Origin of the sequence: Streptomyces sp. AC555_RSS877 (assembly GCF_019049245.1) — a bacterium.
GTDB lineage: Bacteria > Actinomycetota > Actinomycetes > Streptomycetales > Streptomycetaceae > Streptomyces.
Window position 1 is genome coordinate 33,900 of the sequence record NZ_JAGMUK010000053.1, and the last position, 19,608, is coordinate 53,507.

The following is a 19,608-nucleotide window of genomic DNA, read 5'->3' on the forward strand; positions in this document are numbered from 1 at the left end:
TCGGCCCCATGTTGGAGACTTCGGCACGACTGCTGCGCCTGCTCTCGCTCCTCCAGGCCCACCGCGAATGGACCGGCCCCGACCTGGCCGACCGCCTCGGCGTCACCCCGCGCACCGTCCGGCGGGACGTGGACCGGCTGCGCGAGCTGGGCTACCCCGTCAACGCCAGCCCCGGCACGGGCGGCGGCTACCAGCTGGGCGCGGGCGCCGAACTGCCCCCGCTGCTCCTGGACGACGACGAGGCCGTGGCGGTCGCCGTGGGACTGCGCACGGCCGCCGGGCAGGGCATCGACGGCATCGGCGAGACCTCGGTGCGGGCCCTCGCCAAGCTGGAGCAGGTCCTGCCGAGCAGGCTGCGCCGCCGGGTGAGCGCCCTGAACGCCTTCACCGTGCCGATGCTGCGCGGCCCGCTGCCCTCCTCCGTCGACCCGGCCGTCCTCACCGAGCTCGCCAACCTCTGCCGGGACGCCGAACGGCTGCGCTTCGAGTACCGCGACCACGACGGCACCCCGACCCGCCGCAGCGCCGAGCCGCATCGCCTGGTGTGCAGCGAGCGCCGCTGGTACCTGGTCGCCTGGGACCTCGACCGTGACGACTGGCGTACGTTCCGCGTCGACCGCATCACTCCCAGGCCGCCGCACGGCCCGCGCTTCGTACCGCGCCCACCGCCCGCCGACGACCTCGCCGCGTACGTCTCCCAGGGCGTCTCCACGCGCGTGTACGCCTCGCACGCCGTCATCCGGCTGCTGGCGCCCCTGGCTGAGGCCGCGGAGCGGGTCTCGCCCTCCGCCGGCACCTTGGAAGCCTCCGACGAGAACAGCTGCATCCTGCGCACGGGAGCCGCGAGCCTGGATGTGATGGTGCTCCACGTGATGATGCTGGGCTTCGAGTTCGAGGTGCTGGAGCCGGCCGAGCTGACGGAGGCGGTCAGGACGGCTCGCGACCGGCTTGCTCGCTCTTTGGCTCGGGCTGGGGAATCTGCGCCGCGTACTCGGGATGGTGCAGGTCGAACGCCGGGGCCTCGGAGCGGACCCGGGGCAGCGTGGTGAAGTTGTGCCGGGGCGGCGGGCAGGAGGTCGCCCACTCCAGGGAGCGGCCGAAGCCCCAGGGGTCGTCGACCTCGACCTTCTTGCCGTACTTGGCGGTCTTCCACACGTTGTAGAGGAAGGGCAGCGTCGAGATGCCGAGCAGGAACGCGCCGATCGTCGACAGGGTGTTGAGCGCGGTGAACCCGTCGGCGGCGAGGTAGTCGGCGTACCGGCGGGGCATGCCCTCCGCGCCCAGCCAGTGCTGCACCAGGAACGTGGTGTGGAAACCGATGAACAGCGTCCAGAACTGGATCTTGCCGAGGCGTTCGTCGAGCATCTTGCCGGTGAACTTCGGCCACCAGAAGTAGAAGCCGGCGAAGGTCGCGAAGACGACCGTGCCGAAGACGACGTAGTGGAAGTGCGCGACCACGAAGTACGTGTCGGTGACGTGGAAGTCCAGCGGTGGCGAGGCGAGGATCACCCCGGTCAGACCGCCGAAGAGGAACGACACCAGGAAGCCGGTCGCCCACAGCATCGGCGTCTCGAAGGACAGTGAGCCCTTGATCATGGTGCCGGTCCAGTTGAAGAACTTCACCCCTGTCGGCACCGCGATCAGGAAGCTCATGAACGAGAAGAACGGCAGCAGCACCGCGCCGGTGGCGAACATGTGGTGCGCCCACACCACCATCGACAGACCGGTGATGGACATGGTCGCCGCGACCAGCGTGAGGTAACCGAACATCGGCTTGCGGCTGAAGACCGGGATGATCTCCGTGATGATGCCGAAGAACGGCAGCGCGATGATGTACACCTCGGGGTGCCCGAAGAACCAGAACAGGTGCTGCCACAGGATCGCCCCGCCGTTGGCCGCGTCGAACACCTGCGAGCCGAACCGCCGGTCCGCCTCCAGGACCAGCAGCGCGGCGGCGAGCACGGGGAACGCCATGAGGATCAGGATCGACGTGAACAGGGTGTTCCAGACGAAGATCGGCATCCGGAACATCGTCATGCCGGGCGCGCGCATCCCGATGATCGTGGTGATGAAGTTGACCGCGCCGAGGATCGTGCCGAAGCCGGACAGCGCCAGGCCCATGATCCACAGGTCGGGGCCGACGCCGGGGGAGTGCACGGAGTCGTTGAGCGGCGCGTAGGCGAACCAGCCGAAGGCGGCTGGGCCGGACGGCACCAGCAGCGAGCCGAGCACGATCAGGCCGCCGAAGAGGAACAGCCAGTACGACAGCATGTTCAGGCGGGGGAAGGCGACGTCGGGCGCGCCGATCTGCAACGGCATCAGTTCGTTGGCGAAGCCCGCGAAGCTCGGGGTCGCGAACAGCAGCAGCATGATCGTGCCGTGCATCGTGAAGAGCTGGTTGAACTGCTGGTTGTCCATGATCTGCAGACCGGGCCGGGCGAGTTCGGCGCGCATCAGCAGCGCCATCACACCGGCGATCAGGAAGAACGCGAACGACGTGATCAGGTAGAGATGGCCGATCTTCTTGTGGTCGGTGGTGGTCAGCCAGTCGACGACCACCCGGCCGTGCTGATTGGTTCGCACGGGTCGTGCCGTCGCCTGCACGGTCTGCGTCCCCATCGCTCGCTCGCCCCTTCGCTCGCCTGTCCCGGGCCCGCCGAAGCCCGCGCCACGCGTACCCGCGAGCTCACGTCATGATGCTCGCGTCGTCGCGTGGTCCGACAGGGCGCGTACGGGGGTTCTGTGCCAAAACCGGCTTTTTCTCATGCGGCATCAGCACCCGCCGGCCTCCGCGGAATCAACGGGGAAAGGGGGTCGGGGAACGGTTCTTCCGGGACTTTCCGTCGGCGTTTTCTCGCGACCCTCGCGACACGCGGGAATTGCGTTCGATTACCTGCGGAAGGCCTAGGGAACCGCTCGTACGTGTGACGGCCCGCTGCGGCAGCAGTCGATGTCATGGGGTCGGAAACGGGTGTCGTACTTCTGTGACAGAAGCGTGACCGGAGAGGGACACGTGACGCTGGGTGCGTGTGCCCGGGCTTCCCCGATCGTCGGACTGGGCCTAGCGTGGCCGTATGGCACCGATTCCGAGTCCCTCCGCCGAACCCGACGACAGTCCGGACACCTATGTCGGCCTTGGCTCCGACCAGGCCGAACGGCTCGCGCGCGAGCGGGGGTGGTCGACCGTGCGGTCGCTGCCGCCGGGGGCGATCATCACCATGGAATACCGCGTGGGACGGCTGAACTTCGAGGTCAAGGACGGGCAGGTGGCCCGGGCCTGGAAGGGCTGACCCGTCGAACACGGCGACGGCCCCGGCTCTCGGAAAGAGAGCCGGGGCCGTCGCCGTGCGGGGTGGGAGCGTGCGTACCGGCCCCGCTGCCTCGGGTCAGCCGCCGCCTGTCAGGGGACGGGCCGTCGAGGCCGGACCACGCACCCCGCGGTCCGTCTGGGGTGGGCGTCGGCTGCCGGCCGGGGTGACCGGGGTGCGTTCCGAGCGGGCCGTGTGCGGGCCCGGGGCCAGGTAGACGGGCGCGCGCGGCGTCGCGGCGCGGGCCGCGGTCTCGTTCTGCGAGGCAGAGCGCGGCTTGAGCCGCACGGGCGTCTCGACCGGCGACAGTCGTGCCGGAGCGGTGAGGCCGCCGCGGGCGCGCCAGTGGTCGCGCAGATCGAAGATCCCGGCCTCCGCGCGCGCGATCAGCGGCTCCACCCAGGGGAGGGCCAGCAGGACCAGCAGGCCGGCGGCCCAGCCGAGGAGGACATCGCTCAGCCAGTGCGTACCGAGGTAGACCGTGGCCAGGCCGACGCCGAGGGAGGTCACCGCGGACACGGCGGACAGCCAGCGGCGGGCCCACGGGGCGGAGGCCAGATAGGCCAGGATTCCCCAGGTCACCACGGCGTTGGCGGTGTGGCCGCTGGGAAATATATCGCCGCCCAGACCCATCTCGTTCGAGCCGATGGTGGTCGCGTAGTGCGGCCCGAGTCTGCCCATGCCGAGCTTGGCGGCGCCGACCGTGATGTTCAGCAGCAGCAGGGCCGCGCCCAGGGTCAGCAGCGGGCGCAGCGTGTGCTGCCGCCAGGAACGCCAGCCCAGCCAGGCCGCGACCATCACCGCGGTCGGGCCGCGCTGGCCGAGCACCACGTAGTAGTCGACGAACCAGTGGATGCCGGCCCACTGCTGGTACGGCCGGAAGAACATGACCTGCCAGTCGAGCCGGACCAGCCAGGAGGTGATCACCACGAGCCACACGATCGCCAGGTAGAAAGCCAGGGTTCCGGCGAGCAGCGCGACGCGGTGCCGGCTCATCTTCGGCACGTCGATGTGAGCCGGCCGTTCCGGCTCACGGTCCAGCCTCGCGAACACCCGGTCCAGACGGGTGAGGGTTTGTTCGGTACGCACCCAATCGACGTTACAGCGAGTGAGCTCTGTTCCCGGGCGATTCCACGGCTTTGTGATGACGATGTGATGTGGGATTCCTCTCAGAGAGAGGTTTATTTCCAACGATTCCGCAATGCCGGCCGCCGGTGTCCTTCAATTCCTTTGATCGTTCTGGGTTGCGGTTTTATCCCGCTTATGAATTCGTTCACCGAATCATGGGGTGGAATTCTCCGGGCGCTCATGGCGTTCCGGCGCCGGTCAGGGCGGACCGGAGCCGTTCAGCCAGAACGCCCCGTACACGGCCGACGCCACCGCGAGCGTCCCGAGCACCGGGGCCGACCTGGTCGTACGCAGCCGGGCCAGGGTGAGGGCGAGTGGCAGCAGCAGGGGGAAGGCGGGCATCAGCAGGCGCGGTTTCGAGCCGAAGTAGCTCGACGCGCACAGGGCGAGGGCGGTGACGACACCCGCGTACACCAGGAGCGGGAGCGGTTGGCGTTGCCGTACGCAGACGACGTACAGCCAGACGATCAGTCCGACCCCGACGATCAGCCCCACGCCCGCGAGGGCCGACGGAAACGACGTGAACTTGTCGGCGACGAAGCGGGCGAAGGCCAGGCCGCCGTCGAACCCGTTGCGCCAGCCGGCCTGGACGTCGAGGTAGCCGAGCGGGCCGCGGCCGGTGCGGTGGCCGACCCACAGGACGTAGGCGGCGGCGCCGAGGGGGGCGAGGAGCATGCCGAGGACGCGGCGGGCGCCGGGGGCGCGGTGCGTGCCCCCGGCGTGCTCCTGGAAAGGGGCGCCGTCCACTCGCGCCGGGCTCCCGTCCCGCACCGACGAGGGAGCGCCCGCAGCGCTGCGGTCCCGCGCGAAGGCGACGATCGCCGCCGCCCACACGGCCGCGACGACGGCGAGGCCCACCGGACGGGTCAGGCCCGCCAGCAGGGCCAGGGCGCCCGCCGTCACCCAGCGGCCGGTCAGGACCGCGTACAGCGACCAGGCGGCCAGGGCCGTGAACAACGACTCGCTGTACGCCATCGACTGCACGATCGCGACCGGGAGGACGGCCCACAGCAGCACCGCGCAGACGCCCGCCCGGCGGCCGTGCAGGTGATCGGTGACCGCGAAGATCCCCCAGGCCGCGGCGAGCGAGGCGAGCAGGGAGACGAGGAAGCCCACGTCGGCGGGGGACAACGGGGTCACCGTGGCCGGCAGCCGCTCCAGCCAGGGCAGCAGCGGGAAGAAGGCGAGGTTGGAGTGCACGTCGCCGTTGGGCAGGCGCACCTCGTAGCCGTACCCCAGCTCGGCGACCCTCGTGTACCACAGGGAGTCCCAGCGGGCGGTCAGCAGCGTGTACGCGTTCTTGTCGCGCGCCGCGCTCCACAGGGCCAGCGCGAGCAGCCCAAGGGCGCGTACGGCCGCGTATCCGAGGAGGGCCGGGGCGGCCCGGCGCAGGCTCGGGGCGCCGGGCGGTGCCGCGCGCGTTTCAAGATCGGTCACGGGCCCGATTATCGACGGCGTACGGAACCGGGTGGCCGGCCGGGGCGTGGTGAGGCCGAGAGGAGTGGTGCACGCCACAGGGGTTCCGTGCAACCACTGAGAGGTCCGCCACTTGGTCCCGGCACGGACTCGCGTACGCTGACGTGTCACTCGCCATCGTTGCGCGGGCCGGAGACCACCGCTCCTCTCCGGCCGAGTCACGGGGAGTCCCCACCCTGTGAACCCGCCGAACGCGAGGGAACATCTGGGAGGTACGTACATGTCCGGGACGACCACGGCCGCCGCTGGGTTGCGCCGTCGGGCGGCCGGGGCCGGTGCCAACCGCTGGGTCGTCCTCGTCGTCCTCTGTACCAGCCTGCTCCTGGTCGCCCTCGACGCGACCGTGCTGCACGTGGCGGTCCCGGCCGTCTCCGAGGACCTCAGGCCCAACGGGATAGAGCTGCTCTGGATCGTCGACATCTATCCGCTCGTCTGCGCCTCGCTGCTGATCCTCTTCGGCACGCTCGGCGACCGCGTGGGCCGCAGACGGGTCCTGCTCCTCGGCTACGCCCTCTTCGGCGTCGCCTCCGCGATGGCCGCCCTCGCCGACACCGCCCAGGTGCTGATCGTGGCGCGGGCACTGCTCGGCGTCGGCGGCGCGATGATCATGCCCGCGACGCTGTCGATCCTGCGCCAGGTCTTTCCCGACCGGCGGGAACGGGCGCTGGCGATCGGCATCTGGAGCGCCGTGGCGGCGGTCGGCGCGGCGATCGGCCCGCTGCTCGGCGGCTTCCTGCTTGAGCACTTCTGGTGGGGCTCGGTCTTCCTCGTCAACATTCCGTTGATGCTGGTCAGTCTGCCGATCGGGCGGTTGTTGCTGCCCGAGTCGAAGGGCGACGGACGCGGGCCCTGGGACGTGGTCGGCGCGCTGATGGCGGCGGCCGGACTGTTCTGCCTGGTACTCGGCGTCAAGCGGCTCGGCGGCGGGGAGCTGGGCCTGTTCACGGTGGTGCCGCTGGTGGTCGGCACGGTGCTGGTCGTCTTCTTCGTACGGCGTCAGCGGCGCCGGGCGCATCCGCTGGTGGACCTGCGGATGTTCGCGCGGCCGGCGTTCAGCACGTCGGTGGGCTGCATCGTGCTGGCGATGCTCGCACTGGTGGGCCTCGAACTGATCGCGGCGCAGTATCTGCAGCTGGTGCTCGGGCTGTCTCCGCTGGAGACCGGTCTGCGGCTGCTGCCGCTGACCATCGCCGCGATGGCGGCGGGTCTCGCGGGTGCGCGGATGCTCCGGCGGTTCGGGCCGCGCCGGATGGTGAGCTGCGGATTCCTGCTGACGGCGGTGGCCGTGCTGCTGCTGACGGCGATGGACGGCGAGGACAACGCCGGTCTGATGCTGTCCGGGTTCGTGCTGCTGGGCTTCGGGCTGGAGACGACTCTCTTCGGGGCGTACGAGTCGATGCTCAGCGAGGCCCCCCCGGAGCAGGCGGGTGGGGCGGCGGCGATCGGGGAGACGTCGTACCAGCTGGGTGCGGGCATCGGGATCGCGCTGCTCGGGAGCGTGATGAACGCGGCGTACGCGCCTGGGGTGACGTCGGTGCCGGGTGTTCCGGCGTCGGCGTCGGCGGCCGCCGGGCATTCGCTGGGCGAGGCGTACGAGGTTGCCGGGCGGCTCGGGGGGTCGGCCGGAGTGGCCCTGCGTCGGACCGCCCGGGAGTGTTTCGTGCACGGGTTGCATGTGACGTTGCTGGTCAGCGCCGGGTTGTTGCTGCTGGGGGCGGTGATTGCGTTGCGGTTGCCGCGCGTGATGCAGTGCGGGGAGGTCGGGGGCGGGGCTGTGGAGGTACCTGCGCCTCGGGAGGTCGCGGAGTCCCGCGTCTCGGCCTGACAGCGGGAACATCTCCCGCCCACGCACCGCCTGTGGCGGTCGTTGAGTGGTGGAGCTCTCCTGCGGGGATACACCGCCGTGGGCGCTGCGGGTCGTCGCCGCTCACGGCCACCGTCGACACCTGGACGTGCGGGACACCGCCTCGTATCGTCAGCCTCGCAAGCGCGTAACTAGCGGTGCTAGTTTTGGGAGGATCTGCTCATGGCTCCGTTCGACCCCGCCGACCCCCTCGGAATCGACGACCTGCTCGAGCCGGAGGACCTCGCCGTCAGGGAAACCGTGCGGGCGTGGGCCGGTGATCGTGTGCTGCCGTATGTCGCCGAGTGGTACGAGAGCGGGGAGCTGCCCGGGATCCGGGAACTCGCCCGGGAGCTGGGCGGCATCGGCGCGCTCGGAATGTCGCTCAGCGGGTACGGGTGCGCCGGTGCGAGCGCCGTGCAGTACGGGCTGGCCTGTCTGGAGCTGGAGGCCGCCGATTCCGGGATCCGGTCGCTGGTGTCGGTGCAGGGGTCCCTCGCCATGTACGCCATCCACCGGTTCGGCAGCGAGGAGCAGAAGCAGGGCTGGCTCCCGCGCATGGCCTCCGGTGAGGTCATCGGGTGCTTCGGACTCACCGAGCCCGACCACGGATCCGACCCCGCCGCCATGCGGACGTACGCCAAGCGCGACGCCGGGGGAGACTGGGTGCTGAACGGCCGGAAGATGTGGATCACCAACGGGTCCGTCGCCGGGGTGGCCGTGGTCTGGGCGCAGACCGAGGACGGGATCCGCGGGTTCGTCGTGCCGACCGACCGCCCCGGGTTCTCCGCGCCGGAGATCAAGCACAAGTGGTCGCTGCGCGCCTCCGTCACCAGCGAGCTCGTGCTCGACGACGTACGGCTGCCGGCCGACGCCGTGCTGCCGGAGGTGACCGGGCTCAAGGGACCGCTCAGCTGTCTCTCCCACGCCCGGTACGGCATCGTCTGGGGCGCCATGGGCGCGGCCCGCACCTGCTTCGAGGCCGCGGTCGACTACGCCAAGACGCGGGAGCAGTTCGGCCGGCCGATCGGCGGGTTCCAGCTGACCCAGGCCAAGCTGGCCGACATGGCCGTCGAGTTGCACAAGGGGATTCTGCTCGCCCATCACCTCGGGCGGCGCATGGACGCCGGCCGCCTGCGTCCCGAGCAGGTCAGCTTCGGCAAGCTCAACAACGTCCGCGAGGCCATCGACATCTGCCGTACGGCCCGGACCATCCTCGGCGCCAACGGGATCTCGCTCGAATACCCCGTGATGCGGCACGCCACCAACCTCGAGTCGGTACTCACCTACGAGGGCACCGTCGAGATGCACCAGCTCGTGCTGGGCAAGGCGCTCACCGGGCTGGACGCCTTCCGCTGATTCCCCCGAGCAGCGGCAGGGCCGGTGAGCGGCCCTGCCTCAGCTCTGGTTGAAGAAGCCGTCCGTGCGGTGCGCGGCCGGGTCGCCGTTCACGATCTCCGTGTTGGCGGGGGTCAGCAGGAACACCCGGGTGGACACCCGCTCGATCGAACCGCGCAGGCCGAAGATCAGCCCGGCCGCGAAGTCGACGACGCGCTTGGCGTCGGCGGCCTCCATGGCCGTGAGGTTCAGGATGACCGGGACACCTTCGCGGAACAGTTCGCCGATGGCGCGGGCGTCCCGGAAGCTGTCCGGGGTGACCGTGCCGATCCGGCGGCCCTTCTCCTCGGCGACGTCCGAGGCCACCTTGACCCGCGGGTCCGTGACCCAGGCCTCCCCGGGCTGCTCGGTCCCTTCGGAGTAGTCGTCGTCGTAGTAACGCTCGTCATCGTTGTCGTCGACGAGGCCAAGCCAGGCACTTGCCTTGCGTACCGATCCCATGGACGCCTCCTCTCACAGCGGTCTTTTCTGCTTTCCGCATCCCTATGGTCATCCATGATGCGGACGTCGCGCCAAGTGGATAGACGCCGCGCGGGGGGTTTGTGACGGTACTGGTGCACAGCGAATCCGTCGAGAGTCCGTATGTCCCAAGGGTCGTTACGCAAACGGCTGCTGACTGTGAGTGAAATATGATTCTTCACGGCGTACGGGTGATGGGCGGTGCGTACGGGTGAATGCGGCGATCGGTACGATGCCGCAGCTCACCGCAGTTCAACGCCGTACGCACCACCGGGGGATCGTCGTGTTCGGAATCGTCAGGCCCTGCCGTCACCGGCTCGGCGAGAGTCTCGCCACCCAGTGGATGGCCCATTTGTGCGGGCTGTGCCTCGCACTGCGGAAGGACCACGGGCAGTTCGCGAGGATCGTCACGAACTATGACGGCTTGTTGATATCGGTTCTGACGGAAGCTCAGGCCGAGCGGGCCGGTGGCGGACGGCGTACGGCGGGACCCTGCCCGTTGCGCGGAATGCGTACCGCGTCCGTCGCGCACGGCGAGGGGGCACGGCTCGCGGCCGCCGTTTCGCTGGTGCTCGCCTCCGCCAAGGTGCGCGACCATGTCGCCGACCGGGACGGGGTCCTGGCCCGCAAGCCGGTGGCGCTCGCCGCGCGCCGGGTCGCCACGAGCTGGGGCCGGGCCGGGGAGCGGACCGGCTCGGACGTCGGGTTCGACACCGCCCTGCTCGTCGACGCCGTGGACCGGCAGATCGGCATCGAGGCGCTGGCCGGGCCGGGAACGCCCCTTTTGACGGTCACCGAACCCACCGAGACCGCGACCGCCGCCGCCTTCGCGCACACCGCGGTCCTCGCCGGACGGCCGGGCAACGCCGAACCGCTGGCCGAGGCCGGACGCCTCTTCGGACGGCTCGCGCATCTCCTGGACGCCGTGGAGGACAAGGGAGCTGACGCCGCGTCGGGTGCCTGGAACCCCCTCACCGCGACCGGGACTCCGCTCGCGGAGGCCCGGCGGCTCGCCGACGACGCCGTGCACGGGATACGGCTCGCGCTGCGGGAGGCGGAATTCACGGACGCGAAGCTCGCGCACCGGCTGCTCGTGCACGAGCTGCGCACCTCCGTGGACCGGGTCTTCGGCACCGCCTCCTGCGCCCACGGGCCCGCCCCGACGGCAGCGATGCCGGGCGGACCGTACGCCCCGCCCGGCGGCCCGGGAGCCCCGCTGCCCCCGGAGCCGCCCCGCCGCGACCGGCGCGGGCTGCTCGCCGGGTGCGCGGTGTGGGCGGGACTCGCCTGCACGTGCCAGATGTGCTGCGGGCACTTCGACGACCCGTGGAGCGGCCGGCGCCGAGAAGGACTGTGCACCAACGCCGACTGCAGCGGCTGCAGTGACTGCTGCAACTGCTGTGACTGCTGCGGGAACTGTTGCGGGAGCTGCTGCGGCGGCGACGGGTGCGACTGTGGCTGCGACTGCTGACCTGCCCTGTGCCTGATCTCGCCGATCCGCCCCATGGGCGGGTCGACGCCTGGAGCGCTTTGCCTACTCCTTGAGTTCCGGGGGAGAGATCTGCGAGGTCGTGATCGCCGAGCCCGTCGTCCCCCACTTCTTGAGGATCCTGTCGTACGTCCCGTCCGCGATGAGGCTGTTCACCGCGGCCTGGAAGGCGGGGGTGAGTTTGCTTCCCTTCTCGAAGGCGAACCCGACGTCCAGGCGGTGGAACTCGTTGAGGAACTTCACGCCCTCCTGGTGGGCGACCGCGTACCGCAGGCCGTTGATCGTGGACATCACGATGTCGCTGCGGCCCTGCTGGAGTGAGGACCAGGTGGCGCCCTGTTCGTTGTAGGTCTGCACCTTGTACGCCTTCTTGCCCGCGTCGGTGCACAGGTGCTCGCTGTCCTCCAGCGTGGCCTCGAAGGTGGTGCCCGCGCCGGTCGCGATGTTCAGGCCGCACAGCTGGATCAGGTCGGTGACCTTGGGCAGCTTGCTGTCCTCGCGGGTGGCGAAGCCCTGGCCGTCGTTGATGTAGGTGACGAAGTCGATGGCCTTGCGGCGCTCGTCGGTCACGCCGAAGTTCCCGACGCCGAGGTCGTACTTGCCGCTGTCGAGGGCCGGCAGGATCGCCTCGAAGCTTGCCTGCTCGGTCCTGAGCCTGATGCCGAGGACCTTGGCGACGGCGTTCGCGAAGTCGACGTCCTGGCCGGCCAGGGTCTTGCCGTCGTCCAGGATCGAGGTGCCGGGCGGCTGGCCGGAGACACTGACGGCGATGGTGAGGCTCGACGCACCGGAAGGCAGGAGGGCGGCCGCTGCCTCGTCCTTCCCGACGGCCGAGACGACGTCCGTGGTCGGGACCTCGTCCGACCGGGCGGAGGCGTTGACGGTGTCGTCCGTGCCGGAGCCGCACGCGGTGAGGAGCAGGGTCGCTGCGGTGATCAGGGCGAAGGGGGCGATGGGCCTGTTTCGGGCACGCGTGGGCGTACGCATGGTGTGGCGGTCTCCTGGGAGCGAGAAGCGCTGGGTGAGGGGGAGCGCGTGTGAAGGCGAAAGAAAGGAAAGCGAAGGGGGAGAACGCGAAAGCGCCCCGCTGGATCAACAGCTCAGGGCGCGCAGAGGGTCAGCTCAACAGGAAGAGGACCACACGCGACCGAAGTCGATGTGGGAGCGCTTGACCAGCCACTGCTGCGGATGCATGGGCCAAGTGGAACAGGCATTCGGTGGTGCGTCAACCAACGTGAGACGTACGGCTCACAGTTCGGACAGCCTTGACAGTGAACGGAATCGCACCCGTAGTCTCAAGGGACGGCCCTGCTGAGGGGCTCGGCCGTACCGCGCGGCACGTTTCCGCGCGTATCCGTGTGAAGGCACCCACCCGAGTTCTCCCGACTCGATGCCACGGAGCCTTCGCATGTCCTCCGACACCCTCGCCAAAGCCCCCGCCGCACCGGACGTCCCCGAGCACGCGGACTCCCTGCGCATCGTCCCGCAGCGCCGGACCGGCCAGTGGGCCGCCGCCGTCGCCGTACTGGTGCTGCTGGCGCTCGCCGGCAACTCCGTCCTGCGCAACAAGGTGTTCCAGTGGGACGTCGTCGCCGACTACCTCACCTCGGACGCGGTGCTGCGCGGCCTGTGGCTCACCCTGTGGCTGACCGCGCTCGTGATGGTGCTCGGCTTCGCGCTGGGCACGCTGCTCGCCGCGTTCCGGCTGTCCGCCAACCCCGTTCTCAGAAGCGTCAGTTGGGGTTACATCTGGCTGTTCCGGTCGATCCCGATCCTGGTGCAGCTGCTGCTGTGGTTCAACATCGGTGCGCTGTACCCGCAGATCCTCGGCGTGAAGACGGTCGACCTGCTCGGCCCGGTCACCGTCGCGATCATCGGCCTCACCCTGCACGAGGCCGCGTACGCCGCCGAGGTCGTCCGCGGTGGCATCCTCTCCGTCGACCGCGGGCAGATCGAGGCCGCGCAGGCGCTCGGCCTGAGCCGGTGGCGCCGCTGGTGGCGGATCGTGCTCCCACAGGCGATGCGCTCCATCGTGCCGCCCGCCGGGAACATGCTGATCGGCACCCTCAAGGGCACCTCGATCGTCAGCGTCATCGCCGTGCAGGACCTGCTCTACTCGGTGCAACTCGTCTACCACCGCACCTACCAGGTCATCCCGCTACTGATGGTGGCCACCGTCTGGTACACGATCGTCACCTCGGTGCTCAGCCTCGGCCAGCACTACGTCGAGAAGCACTACGCGCGCGGCTCGGAGCGCACCCGATGAGCGCTCACCGGCCCTCCCTGGTGATCGTCGGGGCCGGGCCGCGGGGAACCGGTCTGATCGAGCGGATCGCCGCCAACGCACCCGAGCTGTACGCCGGTCCGGGCCTCGACATCCACCTGGTCGACCCGCATCCGCCGGGTGCCGGACGCATCTGGCGCCCGGCCCAGTCGCCGCTGCTGTGGATGAACTCGCACGCCGAGGACGTCACCATGTTCACCGACGAGACGGTCGACATGGCCGGGCCCGTGCGGGAAGGCCCGACCCTGCACGAGTGGGCCGGCATCGACGGCCGCACCTTCGCGGACCGGCGGCTCCAGGGCGCCTACCTGAGCTGGGTGCACGAGCGGGCGGTGGCCGAGCTGCCGCCGGGCGTCGTCGTCCACCACCATCCACGCCGTGCCCTGCGGGTCGGCGGGTCGCCCCAGGGACGCCAGCAGGTGTGGCTGGAGGGCCGCGCCCGCCCGCTCCTCGCCGACCTCGTCGTGCTCGCCCTCGGCCACCTGGACGCCGAACCGGACGACGAGCAGCGCGAGTTGGGGGCGTACGCCCGCGAGCACGGCCTCGTCCACCTCCCGCCGGACTTCACCGCCGACAGCGACCTGTCCCGGCTCGCGCCCGGCGAACCCGTCCTCGTCCGCGGCTTCGGGCTCGCCTTCGTCGACCTGATGGTGCTGCTCACCGAGGGCAGGGGCGGGCGGTACGCCGGGGACACCTACGTGCCTTCGGGGCGGGAGCCGGTCCTGTACGTCGGTTCGCGGCGCGGAGTGCCGTACCACTCGAAGATCGGTTACGACTGGACCGGTGAACGGCCGCCGCTGCCGCGGTTCTTCGGGCCGGCGGAGGCGGACGGTCTGCTCGCCCGGCCGGGGAGCTTCGACTTCCGGCGGGACGTGTGGCCGCTGGTGGAGAAGGAACTGGGCTTCGCGCACTACCACCGGCTGTTCACGGTCCACCCCGATCGGACCACCGCGGCCTGGAGTGTCTTCGAGGAGAAGTACGCGGCCGTCGACGACCCTGCCGGGCGGGCTGCCCTGGTCGCGTCCGCCGTGCCCGATCCCGCCGACCGGCTCGACCTCGCCGCGCTCGACCGTCCGCTGGAGGGAGTGCGGTACGCGTCGTACGCGGAGCTCCAGGAAGGGTTGCGCGGGTACGTCGAAAGCGACCTGAGCCGCCGTCACGATCCGTCGTACAGCCCCGACCTCGCCGTGTTCCTCGGGCTGCTCTCCGTCTACGGCCAGTTGGTCCGGCTCGGCGACATCGGGCCCTGGTGGCACGGGTTCTTCAGCTATCTGGCCTCCGGTCCGCCCGGGCCGCGGCTGCGGCAGCTGCTCGCCCTGTCCCGCGCGGGCGTGGTGCGGTTCCTCGGCGCGGGCATGACCGTCGGTGCCGAGGGCGGGGTGTTCCGGGCGTCCGGCGCCACCGTGCCGGGCTTCGTCGTGGAGGCCCGGGCACTGGTCGAGGCGCGCTTGCCCGAGCCGACGGTCGGGCGGGCCCGTGACCCGCTGCTGCGCGAGCTGCACGCCGACGGGGTGGCCGAGACGCCGGACGGGCTGCTCCGGGTGGACCCGGCCGACGGGCGGATCCTCGACAGGGCCGGCCGGCCGCATCCCCGGCGCTTCGCACTCGGGCCGCACACCGACGCCCGCGCCCCCGGCGCGTTCACCCGGCCGCGCACCGGGGGGCCCGCGTTCCGGCAGAACGACGCGACGGCCCGGGCCGCGCTGGTCTTCCTGAGCGCGCTCTCCGGACGGGCGGCCGCGTGAGACACCCCCTTCGACCGCACATCGCTCCCTATCGGGGACATTTCACCCCTTTCGGCCACACTTCACCCTCCTTCGACCGCTAGGAATCCGCGATGACCGTCATGGTCGACATCAGGTCCGTCCACAAGAGCTTCGGCTCGCTGGACGTGCTCAAGGGCATCGACCTCGCCGTGCGCGCGGGCGAGGTCACGGTGATCCTCGGCCCGTCCGGATCCGGCAAGTCCACGTTGCTGCGCACCATCAACCATCTGGAGAAGGTGGACCGGGGCGCGATCAGCGTGGACGGGGTGCTGGTCGGCTACCGGCGCTCCGGCAACCGGCTGTACGAGCTGCGCGAGCGCGAAGTGCTGAAGCAGCGCACGCGCATCGGCTTCGTCTTCCAGAACTTCAACCTCTTCCCGCACCTCACCGTGCTGGACAACGTCATCGAGGCGCCGGTGTCCGCGCTGAAGCGGCCCCGCAAGGACGCCGTGGAGTCCGCGCGTCGGCTGCTCGACCGGGTGGGGCTCGCCGAGAAGGCGGACGCCTATCCGCGGCACCTCTCCGGCGGGCAGCAGCAGCGGGTGGCCATCGCCCGGGCGCTCGCGCTGGAGCCCAGGCTGCTCCTCTTCGACGAACCGACCTCCGCGCTCGACCCCGAGCTGGTCGGTGAAGTCCTCGACGTCATCAAGGACCTGGCCCACCAGGGCGCCACGATGATCGTCGTCACCCACGAGATCGGGTTCGCCCGCGAGGTCGCCGACACCGTGGTGTTCATGGACGACGGGCGGATCGTCGAGCGGGGCACGCCCGGTGAGGTGCTGGACGCGCCGCGCCACGAGCGGACCCGAGCCTTTTTCTCCAAGGTCCTCTGAGGCCTGCAAGGCCTGCCGAGAAGGGTTGCTCCCCATGACCTCATCGCACGGCCGGCGCCTGCTGCACCTGGCCGCCGCCGTCGACCAGCGGGCGGTGTACGACGCCGACTCCTACGTCGCTCTGGCGCGGCTCGCCGAGCGCGGCTGTCTCGACTTCGTGACGCTGGACGACAGCTTCTCCCGCCCCGGCCCCGACGCGCTCGGCGTCCTGTCCCGGGTGGCGCCCGCGACCAGCAGGGTGGGCCTGGTGCCCACGGTCACGACCACGCACACCGAGCCCTTCCAAGCCCAGGCGGCCGTCGCGACCCTCGACCGGGTCAGCCGCGGCCGGGCCGGCCGACGGCTCGACGTGTCGGCCACCGAGGGCGAGGTCCGCCTCTTCGGCCGGCGGAACGCGGACCCGGCGGCCGAAGCGCTGTGGCAGGAGGCCGGTGAAGTCGCCGATCCGGCCGCGAAGTCGGGGGACGGCCGGGACGACGCCGGGATACGGGACGTGGCGACCGGCCGTTTCGTCGACCGGGCCCAGCTGCACCACGTCGACTCCACGGGCTCCGCCTTCTCGGTCACGGGTCGCTCGATCGTGCCGAGACCCCCGCAGGGCCACCCCGTGCGTGTGGTCGACGCCACCGAGGGACCCGCCCGGCGGACCGCCGCCCGCTACGCCGACGTGGCGCTCGTCCAAGCCGTGGGCCCGGCGCAGCTCGCTGCCGTACGGGATCAACTCCGGGAGACTGCCTCGGCGTTCGGCCGGGACCCCGACGACCTGCGGGTCCTCGCCAGTCTCGTCGTCGACCTCGGCGGCGGCGAGTACGCGGCCGAGCCCGGTCACGGCGGGGGCGGCCCCCGGCGGACGCCCCAGGGGCCGCTGTACCGGGGCGGTCCCGTCGACCTCGCCGAGCTGATCGGCGCCTGGTACACGGACGGGATGACGGACGGCTTCCACCTCATACCGGCCGAGCCCCGCCGTGACCTGGAGCGGCTGGTCAACGGCACGGTTTCGCTGCTGCAACACCGGGGGCTGTTCCGCACGTTCTACCCGGGCAGCACTCTCAGGGAGCACCTGGGACTTCCCCGGCCCGCCAACCAGTACGCCGGGACCGGGGGAGCGTCATGACACCGCGCCCACACCTGCGACTCGCCGAACCGGCGGGGAAGGCTGATCGCATGACGACGGACGCGTCCGACGCGTGGAAGCGGTGGCACGAGCACCGCGTCGAGACAGCGGCGCCGCCCTACGGACCGCTCGCTCTGACCGGCACGTACTGGCTGGAGGACTATCCGGACGGGCGACTTCCGGACACCCCCGGTGCATGGAGCGTCGAGGGCGGGACGGTCGTCCTCACGGCCGCCGGCGGGGACGGTCTCACCGTGGACGGCCGGCCCTTCGCCGACGCGGTGCGGCTCACCGCGGATCCGGGTCCGGCTGCCGCCGCCCGGGTGGCCCACGGGGAGCGGCGGCTGGTCGTGCTGGTGCGCGAAGGCATTTGGGGCGTGCGCGACTTCGACCCCGCCTCCCCGGCCCGCCGGGCGTTCCGGGGATCGAGGCCACGCCGTACGATCCGCGCTGGTCGGTGCCGGGACGGTTCACCCCGTACGGCGAGCACCGCACCGTACGCGTGGAGAACGCGGACGGACGGGCGCGCGGGCTCGGCCTCGGCGGGCAGCTGGCCTTCACTCTGGACGGGCGGGAACTGACGCTTCAGGTGACGGTCCAGGGTGACGGCTCGCTGTGGGCGGTTTTCGGCGATACCACGAGCGGCAACGGCAGTTACCGCTTCCGGTTCCTGCGGCCCGCCGCACCGGACGCCGACGGGCGTACGACGGTCGACCTCAACCGGGCGCTGCTGCCGCCGTGCGCGTTCGCCGACCACTTCGTCTGCCCTTTTCCGCCACCGGGGAACAGGCTGGACGTCGCGGTCGAGGCGGGGGAGCGCAACCTGCTCTGAAAAGCGGTCATCTCGCGTAGACCGCAAAGATCGTTTAAATGTTGACGGCCGAAAGGCGCCCTTGCGCCTACCGTCCGTTCGGCCGAATATTCCCCACAGCGCTTGTCAGGAGCACGACGTGTCCGGAATCCGGGCACCCGGCACCTGGCTGCGCCTCACGGGCCCGAACCCCACGAGGGCCCCCGACTTCCCATGTGGAGGAACGAAAAGTGAGGATCAAGCGCACCACCCCCCGCAGCGGCATCACGAGACGGACCCGGCTGATCGCCGTGACCGCCGGACTCGCAGCCGCCGCAGCCATCGCGGTCCCCAGCGCGAACGCGTCCGACACCCCCAGCACTTTCAGCGCCACCGCGCTCAAGAGCGCCGGCAGTTCGGTGCTCAAGGCCGACGTCCCGGGCACCGCCTGGGCGGTCGACAGCAAGACCAACCGTCTCGTCGTCACCGTCGACAGCACGGTCTCCCAGGCCGAGATCGCGAAGATCAAGGAGCAGGCGGGCGCCAACGCCGACGCGCTCACGATCAAGCGGACCCCCGGCAAGTTCAACAAGCTGATCCAGGGCGGCGACGCCATCTATGCGAGTAGCTGGCGCTGCTCCCTCGGTTTCAACGTCCAGAACAGCAGCGGGGTCCAGTACTTCCTGACCGCCGGTCACTGCACCGACGGCGCGGGCACCTGGTACTCCAACTCCGGCCGCACCACGGTCATCGGCTCGACCACGGGCTCCAGCTTCCCGGGCAACGACTACGGCATCGTGCGGTACTCCGGGTCCGTCAGCAGGCCCGGCACCGCGAACGGTGTGGACATCACCCGGGCGGCCACGCCGAGCGTGGGCACCACCGTCATCCGCGACGGCTCCACCACCGGTACGCACAGCGGCCGTGTCACCGCCCTCAACGCGACCGTCAACTACGGCGGCGGCGACATCGTCTCCGGTCTGATCCAGACCAACGTCTGCGCGGAGCCCGGCGACTCCGGCGGCTCGCTCTACGGCAGCAACGGCACCGCGTACGGTCTCACCTCCGGTGGCAGCGGCAACTGCAGCTCCGGCGGCACGACCTTCTTCCAGCCCGTCACGGAGGCCCTCAGCGCCTACGGCGTCAGCATCTACTGAGGACCTGGCGACCTTCGGCACCCGCACGGCCCAGCCTGCAGCCGGCAGCAGGCGAGCCCCCGCACACAACTGGTGTGCGGGGGTTCACCCTTGTCCCCGGCGTGATGTCGGAGCAGCCCCCCCGCGCTGCAACTGCGGCTGCTCCAGACGGTGGTCGCGGTCGCCGCCGAGAAGAACTCGACGCTGGTGCTGCCGTTCCCGGTGGAGCTGCTGCGCTTCCTGGAGAGGGCACAGCAGGCGCCGCCTGCGGGGCAGCAGTCGGAGCCTTCCGTGGTGCAGGAACCTGCGACTTCCGCGACACGGCGACCGGTGCCTTCCGTTGCACAGCGGCCGGTGCCTTCCGTGGCGCAGCCGACGCCTCCTGCGACACGGCGACCGGTGCCTCCCGTTGCACAGCGGCCGGTGCCTTCCGTGGCGCAGCCGACGCCTCCTGCGGTGCAGCAACCGGTGCAGGAGCAATTCCTGTCCGTCGAACCCCGGCCGAAATCCGGGGTCCGAGGGGCGATTTCAAGACAGGACTAGACCTCACAGGCTGATGGATATTACTCGCGCGTAGTGTTTGC

At 70.7% G+C, this 19,608-nt stretch carries 14 protein-coding genes and 2 pseudogenes; 11 read left to right on the forward strand and 5 right to left on the reverse strand.

The features are described 5' to 3' along the window. The first annotated feature begins 8 nt into the window (after positions 1-8). Complete coding sequence (locus KUM49_RS22995) at positions 9-1,049, forward strand: YafY family protein (RefSeq protein ID WP_308406704.1); 1,041 nt, start codon at positions 9-11, stop codon at positions 1,047-1,049. 40 nt (positions 1,050-1,089) lie between these two features. Here the strand turns inward: KUM49_RS22995 and ctaD are convergent. Then, positions 1,090-2,619 (reverse strand): annotated as a pseudogene (gene ctaD, locus KUM49_RS23000) (cytochrome c oxidase subunit I); the annotation flags it as partial. A 455-nt stretch (positions 2,620-3,074) separates the two neighbouring features. Here ctaD and KUM49_RS23005 point away from each other — a divergent pair. Next, positions 3,075-3,290, forward strand: coding sequence for an I78 family peptidase inhibitor (locus KUM49_RS23005; protein WP_217238803.1), 216 nt, complete (start codon positions 3,075-3,077; stop codon positions 3,288-3,290). Positions 3,291-3,386: 96 nt separating this feature from the next. On the opposite strand, the gene KUM49_RS23010 is transcribed toward KUM49_RS23005, so the two are convergent. Both KUM49_RS23010 and KUM49_RS23015 read right to left on the reverse strand, forming a co-directional pair. Then, on the reverse strand, positions 3,387-4,397 hold the full coding sequence (locus tag KUM49_RS23010) for a phosphatase PAP2 family protein (protein WP_217238804.1): 1,011 nt from the start codon (positions 4,395-4,397) through the stop codon (positions 3,387-3,389). Positions 4,398-4,634: 237 nt separating this feature from the next. Beyond that, positions 4,635-5,873, reverse strand: a complete 1,239-nt coding sequence (locus KUM49_RS23015; protein ID WP_217238805.1) for a mannosyltransferase family protein — start codon at positions 5,871-5,873, stop codon at positions 4,635-4,637. Positions 5,874-6,132: 259 nt separating this feature from the next. On the opposite strand from KUM49_RS23015, the gene KUM49_RS23020 reads away from it, so the two are divergent. Together KUM49_RS23020 and KUM49_RS23025 are read left to right on the forward strand one after the other, a co-directional pair. Next, on the forward strand, positions 6,133-7,737 hold the full coding sequence (locus KUM49_RS23020) for an MFS transporter (RefSeq protein ID WP_217238806.1): 1,605 nt from the start codon (positions 6,133-6,135) through the stop codon (positions 7,735-7,737). A gap of 201 nt (positions 7,738-7,938) precedes the next feature. After that, complete coding sequence (locus KUM49_RS23025) at positions 7,939-9,114, forward strand: acyl-CoA dehydrogenase family protein (RefSeq protein ID WP_217238807.1); 1,176 nt, start codon at positions 7,939-7,941, stop codon at positions 9,112-9,114. 39 nt (positions 9,115-9,153) lie between these two features. Here the strand turns inward: KUM49_RS23025 and KUM49_RS23030 are convergent, their stop codons facing one another. Then, positions 9,154-9,594: a cell division protein SepF gene (locus KUM49_RS23030; protein WP_217238808.1), complete on the reverse strand. Its 441-nt coding sequence runs from the start codon at positions 9,592-9,594 to the stop codon at positions 9,154-9,156. Positions 9,595-9,895: 301 nt separating this feature from the next. On the opposite strand from KUM49_RS23030, the gene KUM49_RS23035 reads away from it, so the two are divergent. Continuing rightward, on the forward strand, positions 9,896-11,083 hold the full coding sequence (locus tag KUM49_RS23035; RefSeq protein WP_217238920.1) for a DUF5685 family protein: 1,188 nt from the start codon (positions 9,896-9,898) through the stop codon (positions 11,081-11,083). A gap of 63 nt (positions 11,084-11,146) precedes the next feature. Here KUM49_RS23035 and KUM49_RS23040 read toward each other — a convergent pair whose 3' ends face one another. Next, positions 11,147-12,088 (reverse strand): ABC transporter substrate-binding protein, encoded by a 942-nt coding sequence (locus tag KUM49_RS23040; RefSeq protein ID WP_217238809.1) that lies wholly within the window; start codon positions 12,086-12,088, stop codon positions 11,147-11,149. A gap of 421 nt (positions 12,089-12,509) precedes the next feature. Here KUM49_RS23040 and KUM49_RS23045 point away from each other — a divergent pair, with 421 nt between their 5' ends. The 6 genes and pseudogenes from KUM49_RS23045 to KUM49_RS23070 all read left to right on the forward strand — a co-directional run bounded on the left by KUM49_RS23045 (position 12,510) and on the right by KUM49_RS23070 (position 19,045). Further along, the gene (locus KUM49_RS23045) at positions 12,510-13,367 is read left to right on the forward strand and encodes an amino acid ABC transporter permease (protein ID WP_217238810.1); all 858 of its coding nucleotides are present in this window, start codon (positions 12,510-12,512) and stop codon (positions 13,365-13,367) included. Next, on the forward strand, positions 13,364-15,130 hold the full coding sequence (locus KUM49_RS23050) for an FAD/NAD(P)-binding domain-containing protein (RefSeq protein ID WP_217238811.1): 1,767 nt from the start codon (positions 13,364-13,366) through the stop codon (positions 15,128-15,130). Before KUM49_RS23045 ends, KUM49_RS23050 begins: the two co-directional genes overlap by 4 nt. Positions 15,131-15,222: 92 nt before the next feature. Then, positions 15,223-15,984, forward strand: a complete 762-nt coding sequence (locus tag KUM49_RS23055) for an amino acid ABC transporter ATP-binding protein (protein WP_302185470.1) — start codon at positions 15,223-15,225, stop codon at positions 15,982-15,984. A 34-nt stretch (positions 15,985-16,018) separates the two neighbouring features. Continuing rightward, positions 16,019-17,098, forward strand: a complete 1,080-nt coding sequence (locus KUM49_RS23060; RefSeq protein WP_217238812.1) for an LLM class flavin-dependent oxidoreductase — start codon at positions 16,019-16,021, stop codon at positions 17,096-17,098. A 50-nt stretch (positions 17,099-17,148) separates the two neighbouring features. Next, positions 17,149-17,930: pseudogene (locus KUM49_RS23065) on the forward strand (DUF1684 domain-containing protein). 209 nt (positions 17,931-18,139) lie between these two features. Next, a complete protein-coding gene (locus tag KUM49_RS23070) occupies positions 18,140-19,045 on the forward strand; it encodes a S1 family peptidase (protein ID WP_217238813.1) in 906 nt (301 codons plus the stop codon). Positions 19,046-19,608: the final 563 nt, after the last annotated feature.

Excerpts from the sequence above, each read along its gene's own strand:
- KUM49_RS22995 (WP_308406704.1), top strand. The coding sequence starts at position 9 with ATGTTGGAGACTTCGGCACGACTGCTGCGCCTGCTCTCGCTCCTCCAG.
- KUM49_RS23005 (WP_217238803.1), top strand. The coding sequence starts at position 3,075 with ATGGCACCGATTCCGAGTCCCTCCGCCGAACCCGACGACAGTCCGGAC.
- KUM49_RS23020 (WP_217238806.1), top strand. The coding sequence starts at position 6,133 with ATGTCCGGGACGACCACGGCCGCCGCTGGGTTGCGCCGTCGGGCGGCC.
- KUM49_RS23025 (WP_217238807.1), top strand. The coding sequence starts at position 7,939 with ATGGCTCCGTTCGACCCCGCCGACCCCCTCGGAATCGACGACCTGCTC.
- KUM49_RS23030 (WP_217238808.1), bottom strand. The coding sequence starts at position 9,594 with ATGGGATCGGTACGCAAGGCAAGTGCCTGGCTTGGCCTCGTCGACGAC.
- KUM49_RS23040 (WP_217238809.1), bottom strand. The coding sequence starts at position 12,088 with ATGCGTACGCCCACGCGTGCCCGAAACAGGCCCATCGCCCCCTTCGCC.
- KUM49_RS23045 (WP_217238810.1), top strand. The coding sequence starts at position 12,510 with ATGTCCTCCGACACCCTCGCCAAAGCCCCCGCCGCACCGGACGTCCCC.
- KUM49_RS23050 (WP_217238811.1), top strand. The coding sequence starts at position 13,364 with ATGAGCGCTCACCGGCCCTCCCTGGTGATCGTCGGGGCCGGGCCGCGG.
- KUM49_RS23055 (WP_302185470.1), top strand. The coding sequence starts at position 15,223 with ATGACCGTCATGGTCGACATCAGGTCCGTCCACAAGAGCTTCGGCTCG.
- KUM49_RS23060 (WP_217238812.1), top strand. The coding sequence starts at position 16,019 with ATGACCTCATCGCACGGCCGGCGCCTGCTGCACCTGGCCGCCGCCGTC.